Genomic DNA, 16,224 nt, shown 5'->3' on the forward strand with positions numbered 1-16,224 from the left:
GAAAGGCCAGCATTGGAGATCACACAACAAAAGGAGAGAAGGTCGGGACGTACGAGGAGGTTAGAGCGACTAAGCGACTTCTTGGAAACAAGCTGTAATTGTTATAAAACGCAAGGCATGTGGCGAGGGAGCTTGCTCCCTCGCCACATGGTTACCGGTAAAAGCGCTAAACGGGGTTACCGCCCGCGCTTCCACAGATACCCACCCACCACCATCCCCATCACACACAGGACAGCCACGTAGTAAGCCGGGCCCATCGGGCTTTCCTTCATCAGCAGCGACACCGCCAGCGGCGTCAGCCCGCCGAACACGGCGTAGGCCACGTTGTAGGAAAACGACAGGCCACTGAAGCGCACCACGGGCGGGAAGGCTTTCACCATCACGTAAGGCACCACGCCAATGGTGCCGACGAACAGGCCGGTCAAGGCGTACAGCGGGAACAGCCAGTCCGGGTGGGTCATGAGGCTGTGGTACAGCGTCCAGGAGGTCGCCAGCAGCAATGCGCAACCGCTTACCAGTACACGCCCGGCACCAAAACGGTCAGCCAGGGCGCCGGAGGCAATGCAGCCAAGGCTCAAAGTCACGATGGCCAGGCTATTGGCTTGCAGCGCAACAGTCGGGCTGAAGTGGTAGATGGTCTGCAACACGGTCGGGGTCATCAGGATGACCACCACGACGCCGGCCGACAACAGCCAGGTCAGCAGCATCGACAATACGATGGCACCACGGTGGTCGCGCAGCACGGCACGCAATGGCAGCTCGGCGGCCAGGGTCTTGCGTTGCTGCATCTCGGCGAAGATCGGCGTTTCATGCAGCCAGCGGCGCAGGTACACCGACAGCAGGCCGAACACGCCACCGAGCAGGAAAGGAATGCGCCAGGCGTAATCCGAGACCTGCTCCGGGCTGTAAATAGTGTTGATGGCAGTGGCCACCAGCGAACCCAGCAGGATACCGGCGGTCAGGCCGCTGGTCAGGGTGCCGCAGGCGTAACCAATGTGGCGCGGCGGTACGTGTTCGGACACGAACACCCAGGCGCCCGGGACTTCGCCGCCAATCGCTGCGCCCTGGATGATGCGCATCAACAGCAACAGGACCGGCGCCCACAGGCCGATCTGCGCGTAGGTCGGCAGCAGGCCCATGATCAGGGTCGGCACCGCCATCATGAAGATGCTCAGGGTGAACATCTTCTTGCGGCCCAGCAGGTCACCGAAGTGCGCCATGATGATGCCGCCCAGCGGGCGTGCCAGGTAACCGGCGGCGAAGATGCCGAAGGTCTGCATCATGCGCAGCCATTCGGGCATATCGACAGGGAAGAACAGTTTTCCGACCACGGTGGCGAAAAACACGAAAATGATGAAGTCATAAAACTCCAGCGCCCCGCCCAAGGCAGACAGCGACAGGGTTTTGTAGTCGTTGCGGGTCAGCGGGCGCGACGGTTGCGCACTGCTTGCGGGCACGGAGGACATGGCAAGGCTTCTCTTATAGTAGTCAGCTTGATAAGGACGGCACGCCCGGGACTGGCGGCGGGTCTGGCAAGATAGCAAATCGCTTGTAAAAGCACAGCGCCAGGAGAACAGTTGCGCGCAAAAGCCGCGATACAGCGGCTATTTACCGACCAAATGAGCGTCGGGAGGTCGTCGTGGCGCCAGGGTCTCGATATACTCGGCCCTTGCAAGCGCAAGAACCCCAGGCTTGAGGGGCTGCTGCGCCAAAACGCCGTTGGGTGCCATCCAGCCGATTTGGCAGAGTTTCCCTTTAGCACGCCTTACGAGAAACGTATCGAACGGAGTATGTTTGTGCTGAAACGTTTTTCTAACAGTCGGCTATCCACCTTGCTCCACCTATAAAAGCGTCACGGGTCAGAGGCCCCCCGGCATGATCGAACTCGAACAAGAAGATCCTATCCCGCAAGGCGATCTCGCCCTGCAAATCACCGCGCTCCCGCGTGAAACCAACGGTTTTGGCGATATTTTCGGCGGCTGGCTGGTCGCGCAGATGGACCTCGCCGGTACCGCCATGGCCAGCAAGGTCGCGGGCGGGCGTGTGGCCACCGTGGCCATTGACCGCATGGCGTTCCTGGTGCCGGTGGCAGTGGGCGCGCAATTGTCCTTCTATACCCAGGCCCTGGAAATCGGCCGCAGCTCGATCCAGATGATGGTCGAAGTGTGGAGCGACGACCCGCTGTCCAGCGAATGGCGCAAGGTCACCGAGGCGGTGTTTGTGTTCGTCGCTATCGATGGCAGCGGCCGCACACGCTCGGTGCCATCGCGCGCGCGTTAAACCTCGCGGGGTTTTGACGGTCAATTGCCCCATTGCCTGCCATTGAGAGTGCCTGTTATGCCTACGCCCCACGTTGAGACCGTGAAAGTCGACGAACTGGACTGCTGGCGCATCCGCCATAACGGCGCCGAACTGATGATCGCCCAGCAGGGCGCGCATATCTTCAGTTACGGCCGCGAAGGCGAGCAGCCGCTGATCTGGCCGAACCCTGAGGCGGTGTTCAAGAAGGGCAAGGGCATTCGTACCGGCGTCCCGGTGTGCTGGCCCTGGTTTGGGGTGTTCGACCGCAACCCGCCCAGCGTAAAGGCGATGCGCCAAAGTGATCAGCCTGCGGGCGCTCACGGTTTCGTGCGTACCGCGACCTGGGCATTGGCCGGGACCACCCTTGAAGGTGAAGCGCTGCGGGTGGACCTGCAACTACCGGTTCCTGCAGGCGGCTTCCCCGGCTGGCCCCATCAGGTCGACCTGAGCCTGAGCCTGCTGCTGGACAACCAACTGCACATCCGCCTGACCAGCCACAACCGTGGCAACGACACTGTCACGCTCAGCCAGGCGCTGCACACCTATTTCGCCGTGAGCGACGTACGCAACGTGCAGGTCGAAGGCCTGGACGGCTCGGTATACATCGATACCGCCGATGGCTGGAGCGAGAAAACCCAGTCCGGCCTGCTGCACTTCACTGCCGAGACCGACCGCATCTACCTCGATACGCCCCCGTCGCTGAGCATCCTCGATCAGGACTGGCAGCGTCGCATCCAGCTCACCAGCCAAGGCTCGAAATCCACCGTGATCTGGAACCCCTGGACCGAACGCGCCAAAGCCTTCGACGACATGGCCGATGATGGCTGGCAGGGCATGCTGTGCATCGAGACGGCGAATGTGCTGGATGATGTGGTGAGCCTGGCCCCAGGTGAAAGCCACACGCTGGGCGTGAGCATCACCGCTATCGCCCTGTAAACCCAATCGAAAATGTGGGAGGGGCACACCGCCCCCCACATTGGGTTCAGCGTAAGCTTATAGATCGGATTCCTTTACGACCCGCACCTTGCCCGCATCCAGCGCATAGGCGGCGTCGGCCAAATCGTTATTCACCGTCTCCACCTTCAACGTGCCGGTCACCCACAGCGGCGTGTAGATATCATCCAGCTTCAAACCCTTGGGATAACGCACCAGCACCAACTGGTTAGGCGGCGGTGGCGGCACGTGGATGCAGGCGCCCGGGTATGGCACCAGGAAGAACAGGGTGCTGCGGCCTTTGGCGTCGGTTTCCAACGGCACCGGGTAGCCGCCGATGCGGATGTTCCTGCCGTTCATGGCAGCCACGGTCTTGGTCGAATACATCACCGCCGGCAAGCCTTTGCTCTGCTTCAGGCCACCTTTGTCGGTGAACGTGCCTTGGGCTTCGGGGGAGTTGTGGTCGATCTCGGGCATGGCCTCGAGGGCCTTCTGGTCCGACAGCGGCATCAGGTCGAGCCAGTCGGTTTCCGGCAATTCACCGGCGTGGGCCAGGCCAGAGCCCAGCAGAAGGAGAGTCAACAGGAGACGGCGCATGGAGAGGCTCGGCAAGTACAAGTGGCGAGCATTCTAGCCCTCTGCGCCTGCGCAGCGCAGAGGACTTTGTCGGCTGATTACTTCTTTTTGATCAGGCCGTAGAGCACCAGCAGCACAATGGCGCCGACCAGTGCGCCGATAAAGCCTGCGCCTTGACCCGCCTGGTAGATACCCAGTGCCTGGCCACCGTAGGTCGCGGCCAGGGAACCGGCGATACCCAGCAGGATGGTCATGATCCAGCCCATGCTGTCGTCGCCGGGCTTGAGGAAACGCGCCAACAGGCCGACGATCAAGCCGATAAAGATGGTTCCGATGATACCCATGGCATTTCCCTCTGAATGAAGTGAGCTATGCCAAAGCCTAGACAGGCTTTGGCATCCTGCAATCAGAGGACGGCGATAACCAATGGTTCCCGCCGATCCCCGGGTTATTGCTCGGCGATCAGCGCTTCGACCTTGAGGATCTGCGCTTGCAGCGTTGCGCGGTCCTTGCAGCGCAGGTTGGCGTGGCCGACCTTGCGCCCGGCCTTGAAGGCCTTGCCGTAGTGATGCAGGTGGCAGTCTTGGATGGCGATCACGCGCTCCACCGGCGGTACCACGCCGATAAAGTTGAGCATCGCGCTCTCACCGACCTTGGCCGTGGAGCCCAATGGCAAGCCCGCGACAGCGCGCAGGTGGTTTTCGAACTGGCTGCACTCGGCGCCTTCGGTGGTCCAGTGCCCGGAGTTATGCACACGCGGGGCGATTTCGTTGGCCTTGAGGCCGCCGTCGACTTCAAAGAACTCGAACGCCATCACACCGACGTAATCCAGCTGCTTGAGCACGCGGCTGGAATAGTCTTCGGCCAGGGCCTGCAACGGGTGATCGGTGCTGGCCACGGACAGCTTGAGGATGCCGCTGTCGTGGGTGTTGTGCACCAACGGGTAGAAGCGGGTCTCACCATCCCGGGCACGCACGGCGATCAACGAGACTTCGCCGGTGAACGGCACGAAGCCTTCCAGCAGGCAGGCGACGCTGCCCAGTTCGGCGAAGGTGCCGACCACATCGGCGGCGGTGCGCAGGACTTTCTGGCCCTTGCCGTCGTAGCCCAGGGTGCGGGTTTTGAGCACGGCTGGCAGGCCAATGCTGGCGACGGCGGCGTCCAGGTCCGCCTGGGACTGGATATCGGCGAAGGCTGGGGTCGGAATGCCGAGGTCCTTGAACATGCTCTTCTCGAACCAGCGGTCACGGGCAATGCGCAAGGCTTCGGCGCTCGGGTACACCGGTACGAACTGCGACAGGAAGGCCACGGTTTCGGCCGGGACGCTTTCAAACTCGAACGTCACCAGGTCGACTTCGTCGGCCAGTTGGCGCAGGTGGTCCGGGTCGCTGTAGTCAGCGCGCAGGTGTTCACCCAAGGCTGCCGCACAGGCGTCCGGCGCAGGATCCAGGAAAGCGAAGTTCATCCCCAGCGGGGTGCCCGCCAAGGCCAGCATACGGCCCAGTTGGCCGCCACCGATTACACCGATTTTCATCGTCAACACCCTCAGGCGATACGTGGGTCTGGATTGTCCAGCACGCTGTCTGTCTGCTCGGCGCGGAATTTCTTCAGCACCGCGTGGAACTGCGGGTGCTTGGCGCCCAGGATGCTGGCGGACAGCAGGGCTGCGTTGATCGCGCCGGCCTTGCCGATCGCCAGGGTGGCCACCGGGATACCGGCCGGCATCTGCACGATGGACAACAGCGAATCCACGCCCGAGAGCATTGCCGACTGCACCGGTACGCCAAGCACCGGCAGGTGGGTCTTGGCCGCACACATGCCCGGCAGGTGTGCGGCACCACCGGCACCGGCAATGATCACCTCGATGCCACGGGATTCTGCTTCATCGGCATACTGGAACAGCAAATCCGGGGTGCGGTGGGCAGAGACCACTTTCACTTCATACGGAATGCCGAGTTTTTCCAGCATATCGGCGGTGTGGCTAAGGGTGGACCAATCGGACTTGGAGCCCATGATCACGCCAACCAATGCACTCATCGTCGTGCCTCTTCTCTCTGGGCGCCCGCAGGCGCGTCAAAAAACAACAAGCCACGCGGGAAATCCGGCGTGGCTTGTTGTACGAAATGTGGCCGGTTGGACCGGCCGAAGGCCGCGCAGTATACCGTAATAATCCAGATAAACAGCCCCTGGGATGACCATCTGTCTAGCGGGGCAAAGTGGCGGTTTTATTGACTTTCAAGTCAGCCAAATCACCACAAGCCCCCTCCCACATTTACTCTGCACTCGGCCCGAGATTAGGCTCAGGTACTTTGCGCCGCGCCACCTTCCAACTTGCGCCACAACAACCGCACATTCGCCTTGCGCACCAGCGCGCAGCGATACAGACGAATTTCCAGCGGCACATGCCATTGCGGCCCGCCGCACACCACCAACTCACCGCGGGCCAGTTCGGCACGCACGCTCAGTTGCGGCACCCAGGCGATGCCCAGGCCTTCCAGGGCCATGCTTTTGAGGCTGTCGGCCATGGCGGTTTCGTACACCGTGGTAAAGCGCAGCGCGCGCTGGCGCAGCAACAGGTGCACCGAACGGCCGAGGAACGCCCCGGCGCTGTAGGCCAGCAACGGCACACTGCCCTCGCCTTCGAGGTCGAACAGCGGCTTGCCGTCGGCGTCGGCGGCGCATACCGGGAGCATTTCGGTGTTGCCCAGGTGCAGTGAGGGGAAGATTTCGGCGTCCATTTGCATCGCCGCATCCGGGTCGTAGAACGCCAGCATCAGGTCGCAGCCGCCTTCGCGCAGGGCATGCACCGCATCGCCGACGTTGGTGGCCACCAGCCGCGTGGCGATGTTCAGGCCGTCGTTGCGCAGTTGCGCGATCCAGCGCGGAAAGAAACCCAACGCCAGGGAGTGGGCCGCGGCCACCTGCATGACTTCGCCCTGCCCGCCTTCCAGGTGATGCAAATGGCGCAGCACTTCGCCGAGCTGCTCGACCACGGTACGCGCGGTGACCAGGAACAACTGCCCCGCCGCCGTCAGCTCAACCGGCGTGCGCGAGCGGTTGACCAGGGTCAGGCCCAATGCGGCCTCAAGGCTGCGGATACGTCGGCTGAACGCCGGCTGGGTGACAAAGCGCCGCTCCGCCGCCTGGGAAAAGCTGCGAGTCGCCGCCAGGGCGCTGAAGTCTTCCAGCCATTTGCTCTCAAGGTTCATCACTGCCTCCCACGGATACGCACCATTTTGGCACACACGCCCGCCATGATAGCCGGGTCACACTCACATTATGCCGTTTATGCATAGGCCAGTGTTTAACAGCATTGGCCCAAAATTTCCTACAGGCCTAGCATTCGCAGCGTTCCGGCCTGTTCCGGGTCCATATCGAGATGATTTCCGTCATGTCCTCCGCTGCATCATTCCGCACAGAAAAAGACCTGCTTGGCGTACTCGAAGTACCTGCCCAAGCGTATTACGGCATCCAGACCCTGCGAGCGGTGAATAACTTCCGCCTCTCGGGCGTTCCGATTTCGCATTACCCGAAATTGGTGGTCGGCCTGGCAATGGTCAAGCAAGCGGCGGCTGACGCCAACCGCGAGCTGGGCCAGCTCAGCGAAGCCAAGCACGCGGCCATCAGCGAAGCCTGTGCCCGCCTGATCCGCGGCGATTTCCACGAAGAATTCGTGGTGGACATGATTCAAGGCGGCGCCGGCACTTCAACCAACATGAATGCCAACGAAGTCATCGCCAACATCGCGTTGGAGGCCATGGGCCACAACAAGGGCGAATACCAGTACCTGCACCCCAACAACGACGTGAACATGGCGCAGTCGACCAACGACGCCTACCCGACCGCGATCCGCCTGGGCCTGCTGCTGGGCCACGACGCGCTGCTGGCCAGCCTCGACAGCCTGATCCAGGCGTTCGCCGCCAAGGGCGTCGAATTCAGCCACGTGCTGAAAATGGGCCGCACCCAATTGCAGGACGCCGTGCCGATGACCCTCGGCCAGGAATTCCGCGCCTTCGCCACCACCCTCGGTGAAGACCTGGCCCGCCTGAAAACCCTGGCGCCAGAACTGCTGACCGAAGTGAACCTGGGCGGCACCGCCATCGGTACCGGCATCAACGCCGACCCGCGCTACCAGGCCCTGGCCGTACAACGCCTGGCCGTTATCAGCGGCCAGCCAGTGGTCCCGGCTGCCGACCTGATCGAAGCCACCTCCGACATGGGCGCCTTCGTACTGTTCTCCGGCATGCTCAAGCGTACCGCGGTGAAACTGTCGAAGATCTGCAACGACCTGCGCCTGCTGTCCAGCGGCCCACGTACCGGCATCAACGAGATCAACCTGCCGGCGCGCCAGCCAGGCAGCTCGATCATGCCCGGCAAGGTCAACCCGGTGATCCCGGAAGCCGTCAACCAAGTCGCGTTTCAAGTCATCGGCAACGACCTGGCCCTGACGATGGCGGCCGAAGGCGGCCAGCTGCAACTGAACGTGATGGAGCCGCTGATCGCCTTCAAGATCTTCGACTCGATCCGCCTGCTGCAACGCGCCATGGACATGCTGCGCGAGCACTGCATCGTCGGCATCACCGCCAACGAAGCCCGCTGCCGCGAACTGGTGGAACACTCCATCGGCCTGGTCACCGCGCTGAACCCGTACATCGGCTATGAAAACGCCACCCGCATTGCGCGTATCGCCCTCGAAAGCGGCCGCGGCGTGCTGGAACTGGTGCGCGAAGAAGGCTTGCTCGACGACGCCATGCTCGACGACATCCTGCGCCCCGAAAACATGATTGCCCCACGCCTGGTCCCGTTGAAGGCCTAAGCGTTTGTTGCACCGCTCACCAGGTTGAGGGACTAGACACCTCTCACCTTTTGAGGGCCTGAAGGCTCGTTCTTCAGGCCCTTTTTTTTGCTTGTAGGAGCGAGCTTGCTCGCGAAAAACGCAAGGAGACCGCAACCGTCCAGACAGCCAACTTCATCGTTCACGACCTTCGCGAGCAAGCTCGCTCCTACAAACCTTTAATCAGCCCGAGCAGACGGATCACGTTCGCCTAGGTATAGTGCCGCCCCTCTTCGCGTCTGCGGCCGTCGGTAACGAGCCCGGATACACGCGATAGCGCATGAATAACAACACCCGCAAAAGGATTGGGGTCGAACCGTCGCGCACTGCCTGGTGCTATGCGAGGGGTAGGACCGTCCTGCGTTTGCCATTAGAAAAATCAGCGAGGAACACTCCATGCTCGAAGTCATCAACGACTTCCTCTCAGGGAAAGTACTGATCGTGCTCATTGTCGGGCTCGGCGGTTATTTCACGATCCGCTCGCGTTTCGTTCAATTGCGTCACTTTTTCCACATGTTTTCGGTGTTTCGCGACAGCCTGAAAAACAGCTCCGACCAACTCAGCTCGTTCCAGGCGCTGATGCTCAGCCTGGCCGGCCGCGTCGGTGCCGGTAACATCGCCGGTGTCGGCATTGCCGTGACCCTGGGTGGTCCCGGTGCCGTGTTCTGGATGTGGGTCACCGCGCTGGTGGGCATGTCTTCGAGCTTTATCGAGTGCTCCCTCGGCCAGCTCTATAAGCGCACCGACGCTGAAGGCACCTACCGTGGCGGCCCGGCCTATTACATCCAGCACGGCCTGCACAAGCGCTGGCTGGGGATGGTCATGGCGTTCCTGCTGCTGGTGACCTTCGGCTTTGCCTTCAACGGCCTGCAAGCCCACGCCGTGACCCACTCGCTGAACAACGCGTTTGGCCTGGACACCACCTACACCGGCCTGGCCCTGGCGGTATTGCTGGGCCTGGTGTTCATCGGCGGGATCAAGCGCATCGCCTCGATCGCCGACCTGCTGGTGCCAGTCAAGACCCTGGTCTACATCGCCGTGACCCTGTATGTGATCGTGCTGCAATTCGACCACGTACCGGCCATGCTCGCGACCATCGTCAAAAGCGCCTTCGGCCTCGACCAAGCCTTCGGTGGCCTGGTGGGCAGCGCGATCATCATGGGCGTCAAGCGCGGCGTGTTCGCCAACGAAGCCGGCTTGGGCAGTGCGCCGAACGTGGCGGCGGTAGCGTCGGTTGAACACCCGATCGCCCAAGGCGTGGTCCAGGCGTTCAGCGTGTTCCTCGACACCTTCGTGATCTGCACCTGCACCGCGTTGCTGATCCTGCTCTCCGGTTTCTACACCCCAGGCTTCGAAGGCGACGGCATTGCCCTGACCCAGAACTCCCTGGCCGCTGTGGTGGGTGACTGGGGCCGCATGTTTATCTCGGTGGCCCTGGCGTTGTTCGTGTTTACCTCGATCATGTACAACTACTACCTGGGCGAGAGCAACCTGCGCTTCCTGGTGGGCAACAACCGCAAGGTGCTGATGGGTTATCGCGCGCTGGTGCTGGTGCTGATTTTCTGGGGTTCGATCGAGAACCTGAGCACCGTGTTCGCCTTCGCCGACATCACCATGACCCTGCTGGCGTTCGTCAACCTGTTCGCCCTGGCGTTCCTCTTCAAGATTGCCATGCGCATCCTGAACGACTACGACAACCAGCGCGCGGCAGGCATCAAGACCCCGGTGTTCGACTCCAGCCAGTTCCCAGACCTGGACCTGGACCGCAAGGCCTGGCCGGCCAACCCGGCAAAACCGGACGTTGCCGCATCGGCAGAACTGAACGCTCAAGTGCAACGCTGAGCGTAGACAGATGACACGCCGCCCGGCCTTGGGCATGCTCTGGGCCCGGCGGCGTTTTTCGTTCAGGAGAATCTTCGATGTCCCCAGCCAATAACCTCATGGTGCTCTACACCGGTGGCACCATCGGCATGCAGGCCAGCGCCAATGGCCTGGCGCCCGCATCCGGTTTTGAAGCGCGCATGCGCGAACAGCTCGCCAACGTGTCAGTACCCGCCTGGCGCTTCCGGGAAATGTCCCCGCTGATCGACAGCGCCAACATGACCCCCGCCTACTGGCAGCGCCTGCGCACCGCCGTGGTCGAGGCCGTGGATGACGGTTGCGATGCCGTGCTGATCCTGCACGGCACCGACACCCTGGCCTACAGCGCGGCGGCGATGAGCTTCCAGCTGTTGGGCTTGCCGGCGCCGGTGGTGTTCACCGGCTCGATGTTGCCTGCCGGCGTCCCCGACAGCGATGCCTGGGAAAACGTCAGCGGAGCCCTGCTGGCGTTGGGCGAGGGCCTGGCGCCCGGCGTGCACCTGTACTTCCACGGCGCGCTGATGGCCCCGACCCGCTGCGCGAAGATCCGCAGCTTTGGTCGCCATCCGTTCGCCGCGCTGCAGCGCAACGGCGGTGTGGCCCAAGCCGAAGCGCTGCCCGCCGCGCTGGATTACCGCCAGCCGAAGGCCCTGGCCAATGTCGGCGTATTGCCGCTGGTACCGGGCATCGCCGCAGCACAATTGGACGCACTGCTCGGCAGTGGCATCCAGGCACTGGTGCTTGAATGCTTCGGCAGCGGCACCGGGCCCAGCGATAACCCTGAGTTTCTTGCCAGCCTCCAGCGCGCCGAAGAAAACAGCATCGTGGTCGTGGCAATCACCCAATGCCATGAAGGCGGCGTGGAACTGGATGTGTACGAAGCCGGCAGCCGCCTGCGCGGCGTGGGCGTGTTGTCAGGTGGCGGCATGACCCGTGAAGCGGTATTCGGCAAGCTCAACGCGTTGCTCGGGGCCGGGCTGTCCATCGCCGAAGTCCGGCGACTGGTAGAGCTGGACCTGTGCGGCGAACTGAGCTGACCCCACCGCCGCACTGTAGATAGTCACCCCCTTCCCTGGCTGGCCGGCCCCTAGCATGGAACACCCGAGCGAACACCTCGGGCCGTTCCCATCAACCGGCAAGACAGGGATGCCCCATGACCACGCCCATCTCAATCGCTTCACAACAGCCACTGGAATTGCTCACCCAACTGTTAACAGGCCCGTCGTTCAGGGAAGTGGCGGCGGTGTTGTTGCGCCAGGCGCTGCAGGCCCGCTACCCCACACTGGCAATCGACCCCGATATCTGCCTGATCGGCACCCCCGGCTGGGACATCATCGACGAACAGGCCTGCGCCACTACCACCGCCTACGGCACACTGAGCGACAGCCTGACCGATCAGGCCGTGCTCGGCGAACCGACCCTGTACATCGAAGGCGAACACTTCCTGACCCAGCAACCGCTCACCGAGCCGCCAACCCATTTGCCGGTGCGCATCGGTGACATCGCCCATCTGCTCAATACCCTGGCCCCCGTCATGCTGGCGGCCTGGCAGGAGCAACAGCTGGCGTTCTGGAACAAAAGCAACGGCAGCGGCCCCCATTGGCATCAGCTGTCCAACTCATTGCGCGGGGTGTGGAATGTCCGGCAGGCACCGGGCTGGAACGAAAGCGACTGCGCCATGGCGCGCCAGTTGTTTCACGCGCCCACCTACGATGTGCGACTGCTCGACGACCCATACACCAGCCACGCCTACCTGCTCGACATCGATCAGGTCGACGGCGCGCAGGTGACCCACCTCAACCGGCTCGCGCTGTCGGTCCTGATCGGCAAGCAGGCCGGGCGAGACGTTATCCTCACCCACTCGCTGCTCAAGGGCTATGAGAAGTTCACGTCCCTGGCACAGCTGGGCCGAAGCCTGCCCGCTCGCCTGGACACCTCGGCGCCCCGCACACAGTTGCAATGGCGCCTGTTCGAACCTGACGGCAATTTTTTCGATCACCAGGCCTGCAGCCTGATTGCCTTGCAGGTCGAGGCTATTGGCAGCCTGGACTTCTCCGACCTGCGCCACCCGGACACGGCTCCGCCACCCGGTGCCACCGAGTTGGCCACCGGCCCCGGCCCCGACCGCGAGTGGTATCAGCAGGCGCTGCCGGGCTGGCTGCAGGAGGCGTCGACGTCCGACCTGAACTTCTATGCGCGGCATCTCAAGGACCTCGCGTCCCTGAACAGCAGCACCGGCGGCAAGTCGTATCAGGACGATATCCCGCCCATCGAGCAGTACGCGCTCAATCATCTCAAGGCGGAAATCCTCAAGGACCACCCGCAAGCCGGTGCCCTGGCCTTGGATACGCTCACCCTGAAAGTCCAGCAGCCGGTGGTGTGGGGGACTTTCACGGTGCCCGGCATGACCGAGACCACCACCTTCAACCTCGCCGAACTGGCGCTGCACAACCTGATCGCCATCCCGGTCGGCAACAAGACCTTGCAGCTGCATAACGGCCAAAATCTGCCGGACTGGCTGACCGTCGAGTACATCGAGAGCCTCGTTTCCCGGGTGGACATCGGCCAGAACTACCCGGCGCTGATCAAAAGCAAGCTGCTGGAAATGCCCCGCGAGGCCTCATCGCGAAAGAACCTCTACATCCAGCACCTGCGCATCCAGCTGCCGTTACTGGCCCTGCAAGGCAAGATTCAGCAACAGGATGGCATCGATGACTGCGGCTATCGATACGTCGCCACCCTGATGCAAGCCGATGCCTCGGATCACACAGTAGACGGGCAGACCATCGTCATGCGGCCTCTGGCGTTCATCCCGCAACGGCGGGGCGACGCCACTGCCGATGAGGTCGAAAACATGTACGTCATCGGCCCGCAAGATCCCGCCGCCGGCCCCTGCCTGCTCTATCGACCTCTGTTCACCCCGGCCCTGGTGCAATATCCGTCCCCGGCCAACCTGATGTACGCCATTGCCCAGTCCCCCGACCTGCGCCGTTCGGTGCTGGCCTGGTTGCCGGACAGCGCGCGCGATGCTTACGCCAACTATGTGTTCCCGGGAGCATTGCCTTCCCCCTGGGCCGTCGCCGATTTTCTGGTGGACGCCTCGACGCTGGAAACCATGAGCGGCCCTATCGGCCTGGGCAAAGACCCACTCAAGGGTGACCTGCTCGCCGGGCTGTTTGAAGCCAACGCCCAGGCCCTGGTCAAGCTGGCCGACCGCCAGTCGACCTCCAATACCGAAAACCGCTGGGCGACCCTCAAGCAAACCGGCTGGACGCTCCTCAATGCCGCGCTGCCCTTTACCAGCCCCAGCGTGGCGACAGGCCTATGGATCTGGCAGGTCGTCGATCAGTTGCAACAGTTTGTCGGGGCCACGGAGCAGGATGACACCGCGGTCCAATGGACCACTTTCACCGACGTGCTGCTGAACCTGTCGATGGCGATTACCCTGCATATCAGCACGCGCCTGCGTCCCCGCGGCGCTCGGCCCGAGCGGGAATCCAGGCCGACCGAGCCCTCGGCAGGGCAGCGTGTCGAGATCAAACAGCTGGGCGCCATCGCCGGCAATGAAAGCCCACCGGGCCACACTCCACTGCTGCATACCAGCGGCGCGCTCAATCGCTCGCCCGCCACCCTGGGGCGGGTGCTGGACCGTTTCAAAGTCAGCCAGCCTGGCGCAGCGAGCAGCGTCGACACCCGCCCGGGGCCCACCCGCCACCTGACCCGCGTCGCCGAGCGTCTCTACGCACAGGTCGGCGAGCGCTGGTTTGAAGTGAGCGCGGACGACGAGGGCAACGTGGTCATCATCGACCCTCGGCAGCCGGATCGAACCGGACCGCCGCTGATTCACAACGCCGCCGGCCAATGGTTCGTCGACACCCGCCTGCGCCTGCGCGGCGGCGGCCCCAAGCGCATGCTCAACAAAGCCGAAGCGGAAGCGACCCTCAAGGCCGCCGAAGTACGGGCCAAGCTCGAGGCCTTCGAAAACGCCAAGAAGACCGCACAAAGAGCGCTGCAACAGGCCCGCCAGGCCATGACCGACGTCTCCGGTAACGCTGCAGAAGTCAAACGCCAGCACTACATGGACACCCTCGACCAGCAAAGCGCGGATTACGAAGCGGCACTGCAACACCTCAAGACCCTGAGTGTGTTCACCCCGGTCCCCGACTACCAGCAAAAAGCCCTGGGTTATATAAGAGCGCAACTGGAGCTTACCGAAGCAGCGATCAGGGAGGCCCAGACCACCTTCACCCCCCAGCTCAGGGTCGTGCTTGACCAGCTCGAACACCCCGACACCCGGCACCCGGCGCGGTACGTCGAAGACGCGCGACAAATGACCGAGATGAGTGAAGACATGATCACCCGCCTGGACTACACCCATGCGCGCTTCACTCAACTCAAGGCCCTGGCCAAGGAGGGCGTGCAGTTGATCCAGAGCGCCAGGAAAAAACTGCCGGCCTACACCAGCATCGACCTCAAGGCCCTGCAGATAACCCTGGCGCGCAGGTTGTGCCTGCCGGAGGACAGCGCGACCCGTGCACCCCAGGCCTGGGCCAACCTCAACGAGATTGTCGACAACGCCGATCTGTCGGTCCAGGCCCTGCGCGACACCCTCAACGAACGCAGCGAGGCGCGGCTGGACGAACGCATCGAATCCCTGAGCAGCCTGATCGAACAGTTCAAGGTCCTTGACGAGCGCCTGGAGGACTTCTCCCAGGAGTTTTCCAGCCTGACCCACCTCTCCCCGCTGGAACGCCTGCGCAAACAGGTCAAGGATTTCTCCAGGCAGGCCTTGACTCATCTGTCCCAACTGCACGCTGAGCGGGACATCCTGCGCAACCGGCCCACCCCTCCACCGACGCCCCCCAAGCCCTTGAAGAAATTCATCCATACCCGTTACAACGGCGTGATGATCGGCGAGCCCCGCCTGACGGCGGTCGGCCTTGAAACTGACCTGGTGGATATCAAGTCACCGCTGACCCGACAGGTCATTGCCACCTTCCATGAGAAAACCCCCAACGTCTGGGTGCAACGGCTGAGCCCTGCACACACCGAGCAGGCGGTGCCCGAGCTTCAAGCCAGCCTCGGGCAGGGCCGCACGCTGCTGGACGGTTTGCCCGCGTTCAGGCAACGGGCCATCGAGCAAACACGCCAAGCCGGGCGCACCGCCGTCGGCATCGAATACCTGTACCACCGTCACGCGTTGCTGCTGGAAGAGACCAACCGGCACATCGAGCAGGCCCTGGCCGACAGCACCATCACAGCCGATCAAACCCAATCGGCAACCGCCCTTGGCAAGCAGCTCAACGACGCCGCGCAGGACCTGTACCGACGCGCATCCGAAAGCATGACGCGCATGATCAAGCATCAGCCCCCAACCACCAAAGGCGTCGAATGGCTGAGCGAGCGCGACGAGATCGTCATCAAGAAATCCGTGAGGCGTCGCCGGCTCAAAAGCAGCACACAGGACTACCTGGACGAATACATCATCACCGAGCGCGCGACCCATCAAGTGCTCTGGTACGCGCACTTTCATTATTCGACCGACTGGACGCCTGCCAAGGCCTACCTCAGCGCACGGTTGAAAACCACCCATGAATATCGACAAGGCTCGGCGGCCGACTCGGTCAAAGGCCTGAACGAGCAGCAGCAAATCGACTATTACCGCAGCGAGATCAGCCTGGAGGCGGCCAAACGGCTATTTTTTGACCACAAGTAGGCGG

The 16,224-nt window shown here is 62.7% G+C and carries 12 protein-coding genes; 6 read left to right on the forward strand and 6 right to left on the reverse strand.

The window, feature by feature from the left end; genetic code table 11:
* Positions 1-176: 176 nt before the first annotated feature.
* Positions 177-1,466 carry an MFS transporter gene (locus BFQ01_RS21090; RefSeq protein WP_027608244.1) on the reverse strand — a complete coding sequence of 430 codons (1,290 nt, stop codon included), beginning with the start codon at positions 1,464-1,466 and terminating at the stop codon, positions 177-179.
* Positions 1,467-1,875: 409 nt separating this feature from the next.
* Here BFQ01_RS21090 and BFQ01_RS21100 point away from each other — a divergent pair, with 409 nt between their 5' ends.
* On the forward strand, positions 1,876-2,280 hold the full coding sequence (locus tag BFQ01_RS21100) for an acyl-CoA thioesterase (RefSeq protein WP_003176975.1): 405 nt from the start codon (positions 1,876-1,878) through the stop codon (positions 2,278-2,280).
* A 57-nt stretch (positions 2,281-2,337) separates the two neighbouring features.
* Complete coding sequence (locus BFQ01_RS21105; protein WP_065926750.1) at positions 2,338-3,237, forward strand: D-hexose-6-phosphate mutarotase; 900 nt, start codon at positions 2,338-2,340, stop codon at positions 3,235-3,237.
* 57 nt (positions 3,238-3,294) lie between these two features.
* On the opposite strand, the gene BFQ01_RS21110 is transcribed toward BFQ01_RS21105, so the two are convergent.
* From BFQ01_RS21110 to BFQ01_RS21130, 5 genes are all read right to left on the reverse strand, one after another.
* Entirely contained in the window at positions 3,295-3,831 is a 537-nt protein-coding gene (locus tag BFQ01_RS21110; protein ID WP_027608241.1) for a DUF3299 domain-containing protein, read from the reverse strand.
* Positions 3,832-3,908: 77 nt separating this feature from the next.
* A complete protein-coding gene (locus BFQ01_RS21115; protein WP_065926751.1) occupies positions 3,909-4,154 on the reverse strand; it encodes a GlsB/YeaQ/YmgE family stress response membrane protein in 246 nt (81 codons plus the stop codon).
* Between the two features lie 104 nt (positions 4,155-4,258).
* Entirely contained in the window at positions 4,259-5,344 is a 1,086-nt protein-coding gene (locus BFQ01_RS21120) for a 5-(carboxyamino)imidazole ribonucleotide synthase (protein WP_065926752.1), read from the reverse strand.
* 11 nt (positions 5,345-5,355) lie between these two features.
* Positions 5,356-5,847: a 5-(carboxyamino)imidazole ribonucleotide mutase gene (gene purE, locus BFQ01_RS21125; protein ID WP_003176980.1), complete on the reverse strand. Its 492-nt coding sequence runs from the start codon at positions 5,845-5,847 to the stop codon at positions 5,356-5,358.
* A 263-nt stretch (positions 5,848-6,110) separates the two neighbouring features.
* Positions 6,111-7,019, reverse strand: coding sequence for a LysR substrate-binding domain-containing protein (locus BFQ01_RS21130; protein ID WP_065926753.1), 909 nt, complete (start codon positions 7,017-7,019; stop codon positions 6,111-6,113).
* A 182-nt stretch (positions 7,020-7,201) separates the two neighbouring features.
* On the opposite strand from BFQ01_RS21130, the gene aspA reads away from it, so the two are divergent.
* The 4 genes from aspA (at position 7,202) to BFQ01_RS21150 (ending at position 16,220) form a co-directional block, all read left to right on the forward strand.
* Positions 7,202-8,626, forward strand: coding sequence for an aspartate ammonia-lyase (aspA, locus tag BFQ01_RS21135; RefSeq protein ID WP_025854459.1), 1,425 nt, complete (start codon positions 7,202-7,204; stop codon positions 8,624-8,626).
* A 414-nt stretch (positions 8,627-9,040) separates the two neighbouring features.
* The gene (locus BFQ01_RS21140) at positions 9,041-10,486 is read left to right on the forward strand and encodes an alanine/glycine:cation symporter family protein (protein ID WP_065926754.1); all 1,446 of its coding nucleotides are present in this window, start codon (positions 9,041-9,043) and stop codon (positions 10,484-10,486) included.
* 77 nt (positions 10,487-10,563) lie between these two features.
* Positions 10,564-11,541 carry an asparaginase gene (locus tag BFQ01_RS21145; RefSeq protein WP_065926755.1) on the forward strand — a complete coding sequence of 326 codons (978 nt, stop codon included), beginning with the start codon at positions 10,564-10,566 and terminating at the stop codon, positions 11,539-11,541.
* Positions 11,542-11,657: 116 nt separating this feature from the next.
* The gene (locus BFQ01_RS21150) at positions 11,658-16,220 is read left to right on the forward strand and encodes a hypothetical protein (protein WP_065926756.1); all 4,563 of its coding nucleotides are present in this window, start codon (positions 11,658-11,660) and stop codon (positions 16,218-16,220) included.
* The last annotated feature ends 4 nt before the right edge of the window (positions 16,221-16,224 follow it).

It is taken from the genome of Pseudomonas sp. 8 R 14 (genome assembly GCF_900005955.1).
GTDB classification, from domain to species: Bacteria; Pseudomonadota; Gammaproteobacteria; order Pseudomonadales; family Pseudomonadaceae; genus Aquipseudomonas; species Aquipseudomonas marginalis.

What these genes read in the sequence shown, in the direction of transcription:
- BFQ01_RS21090 (WP_027608244.1), bottom strand. Translation starts at nt 1,466, where the DNA reads ATGTCCTCCGTGCCCGCAAGCAGTGCGCAACCGTCGCGCCCGCTGACC.
- BFQ01_RS21100 (WP_003176975.1), top strand. Translation starts at nt 1,876, where the DNA reads ATGATCGAACTCGAACAAGAAGATCCTATCCCGCAAGGCGATCTCGCC.
- BFQ01_RS21105 (WP_065926750.1), top strand. Translation starts at nt 2,338, where the DNA reads ATGCCTACGCCCCACGTTGAGACCGTGAAAGTCGACGAACTGGACTGC.
- BFQ01_RS21110 (WP_027608241.1), bottom strand. Translation starts at nt 3,831, where the DNA reads ATGCGCCGTCTCCTGTTGACTCTCCTTCTGCTGGGCTCTGGCCTGGCC.
- BFQ01_RS21115 (WP_065926751.1), bottom strand. Translation starts at nt 4,154, where the DNA reads ATGGGTATCATCGGAACCATCTTTATCGGCTTGATCGTCGGCCTGTTG.
- BFQ01_RS21120 (WP_065926752.1), bottom strand. Translation starts at nt 5,344, where the DNA reads ATGAAAATCGGTGTAATCGGTGGCGGCCAACTGGGCCGTATGCTGGCC.
- purE (WP_003176980.1), bottom strand. Translation starts at nt 5,847, where the DNA reads ATGAGTGCATTGGTTGGCGTGATCATGGGCTCCAAGTCCGATTGGTCC.
- BFQ01_RS21130 (WP_065926753.1), bottom strand. Translation starts at nt 7,019, where the DNA reads ATGAACCTTGAGAGCAAATGGCTGGAAGACTTCAGCGCCCTGGCGGCG.
- aspA (WP_025854459.1), top strand. Translation starts at nt 7,202, where the DNA reads ATGTCCTCCGCTGCATCATTCCGCACAGAAAAAGACCTGCTTGGCGTA.
- BFQ01_RS21140 (WP_065926754.1), top strand. Translation starts at nt 9,041, where the DNA reads ATGCTCGAAGTCATCAACGACTTCCTCTCAGGGAAAGTACTGATCGTG.
- BFQ01_RS21145 (WP_065926755.1), top strand. Translation starts at nt 10,564, where the DNA reads ATGTCCCCAGCCAATAACCTCATGGTGCTCTACACCGGTGGCACCATC.
- BFQ01_RS21150 (WP_065926756.1), top strand. Translation starts at nt 11,658, where the DNA reads ATGACCACGCCCATCTCAATCGCTTCACAACAGCCACTGGAATTGCTC.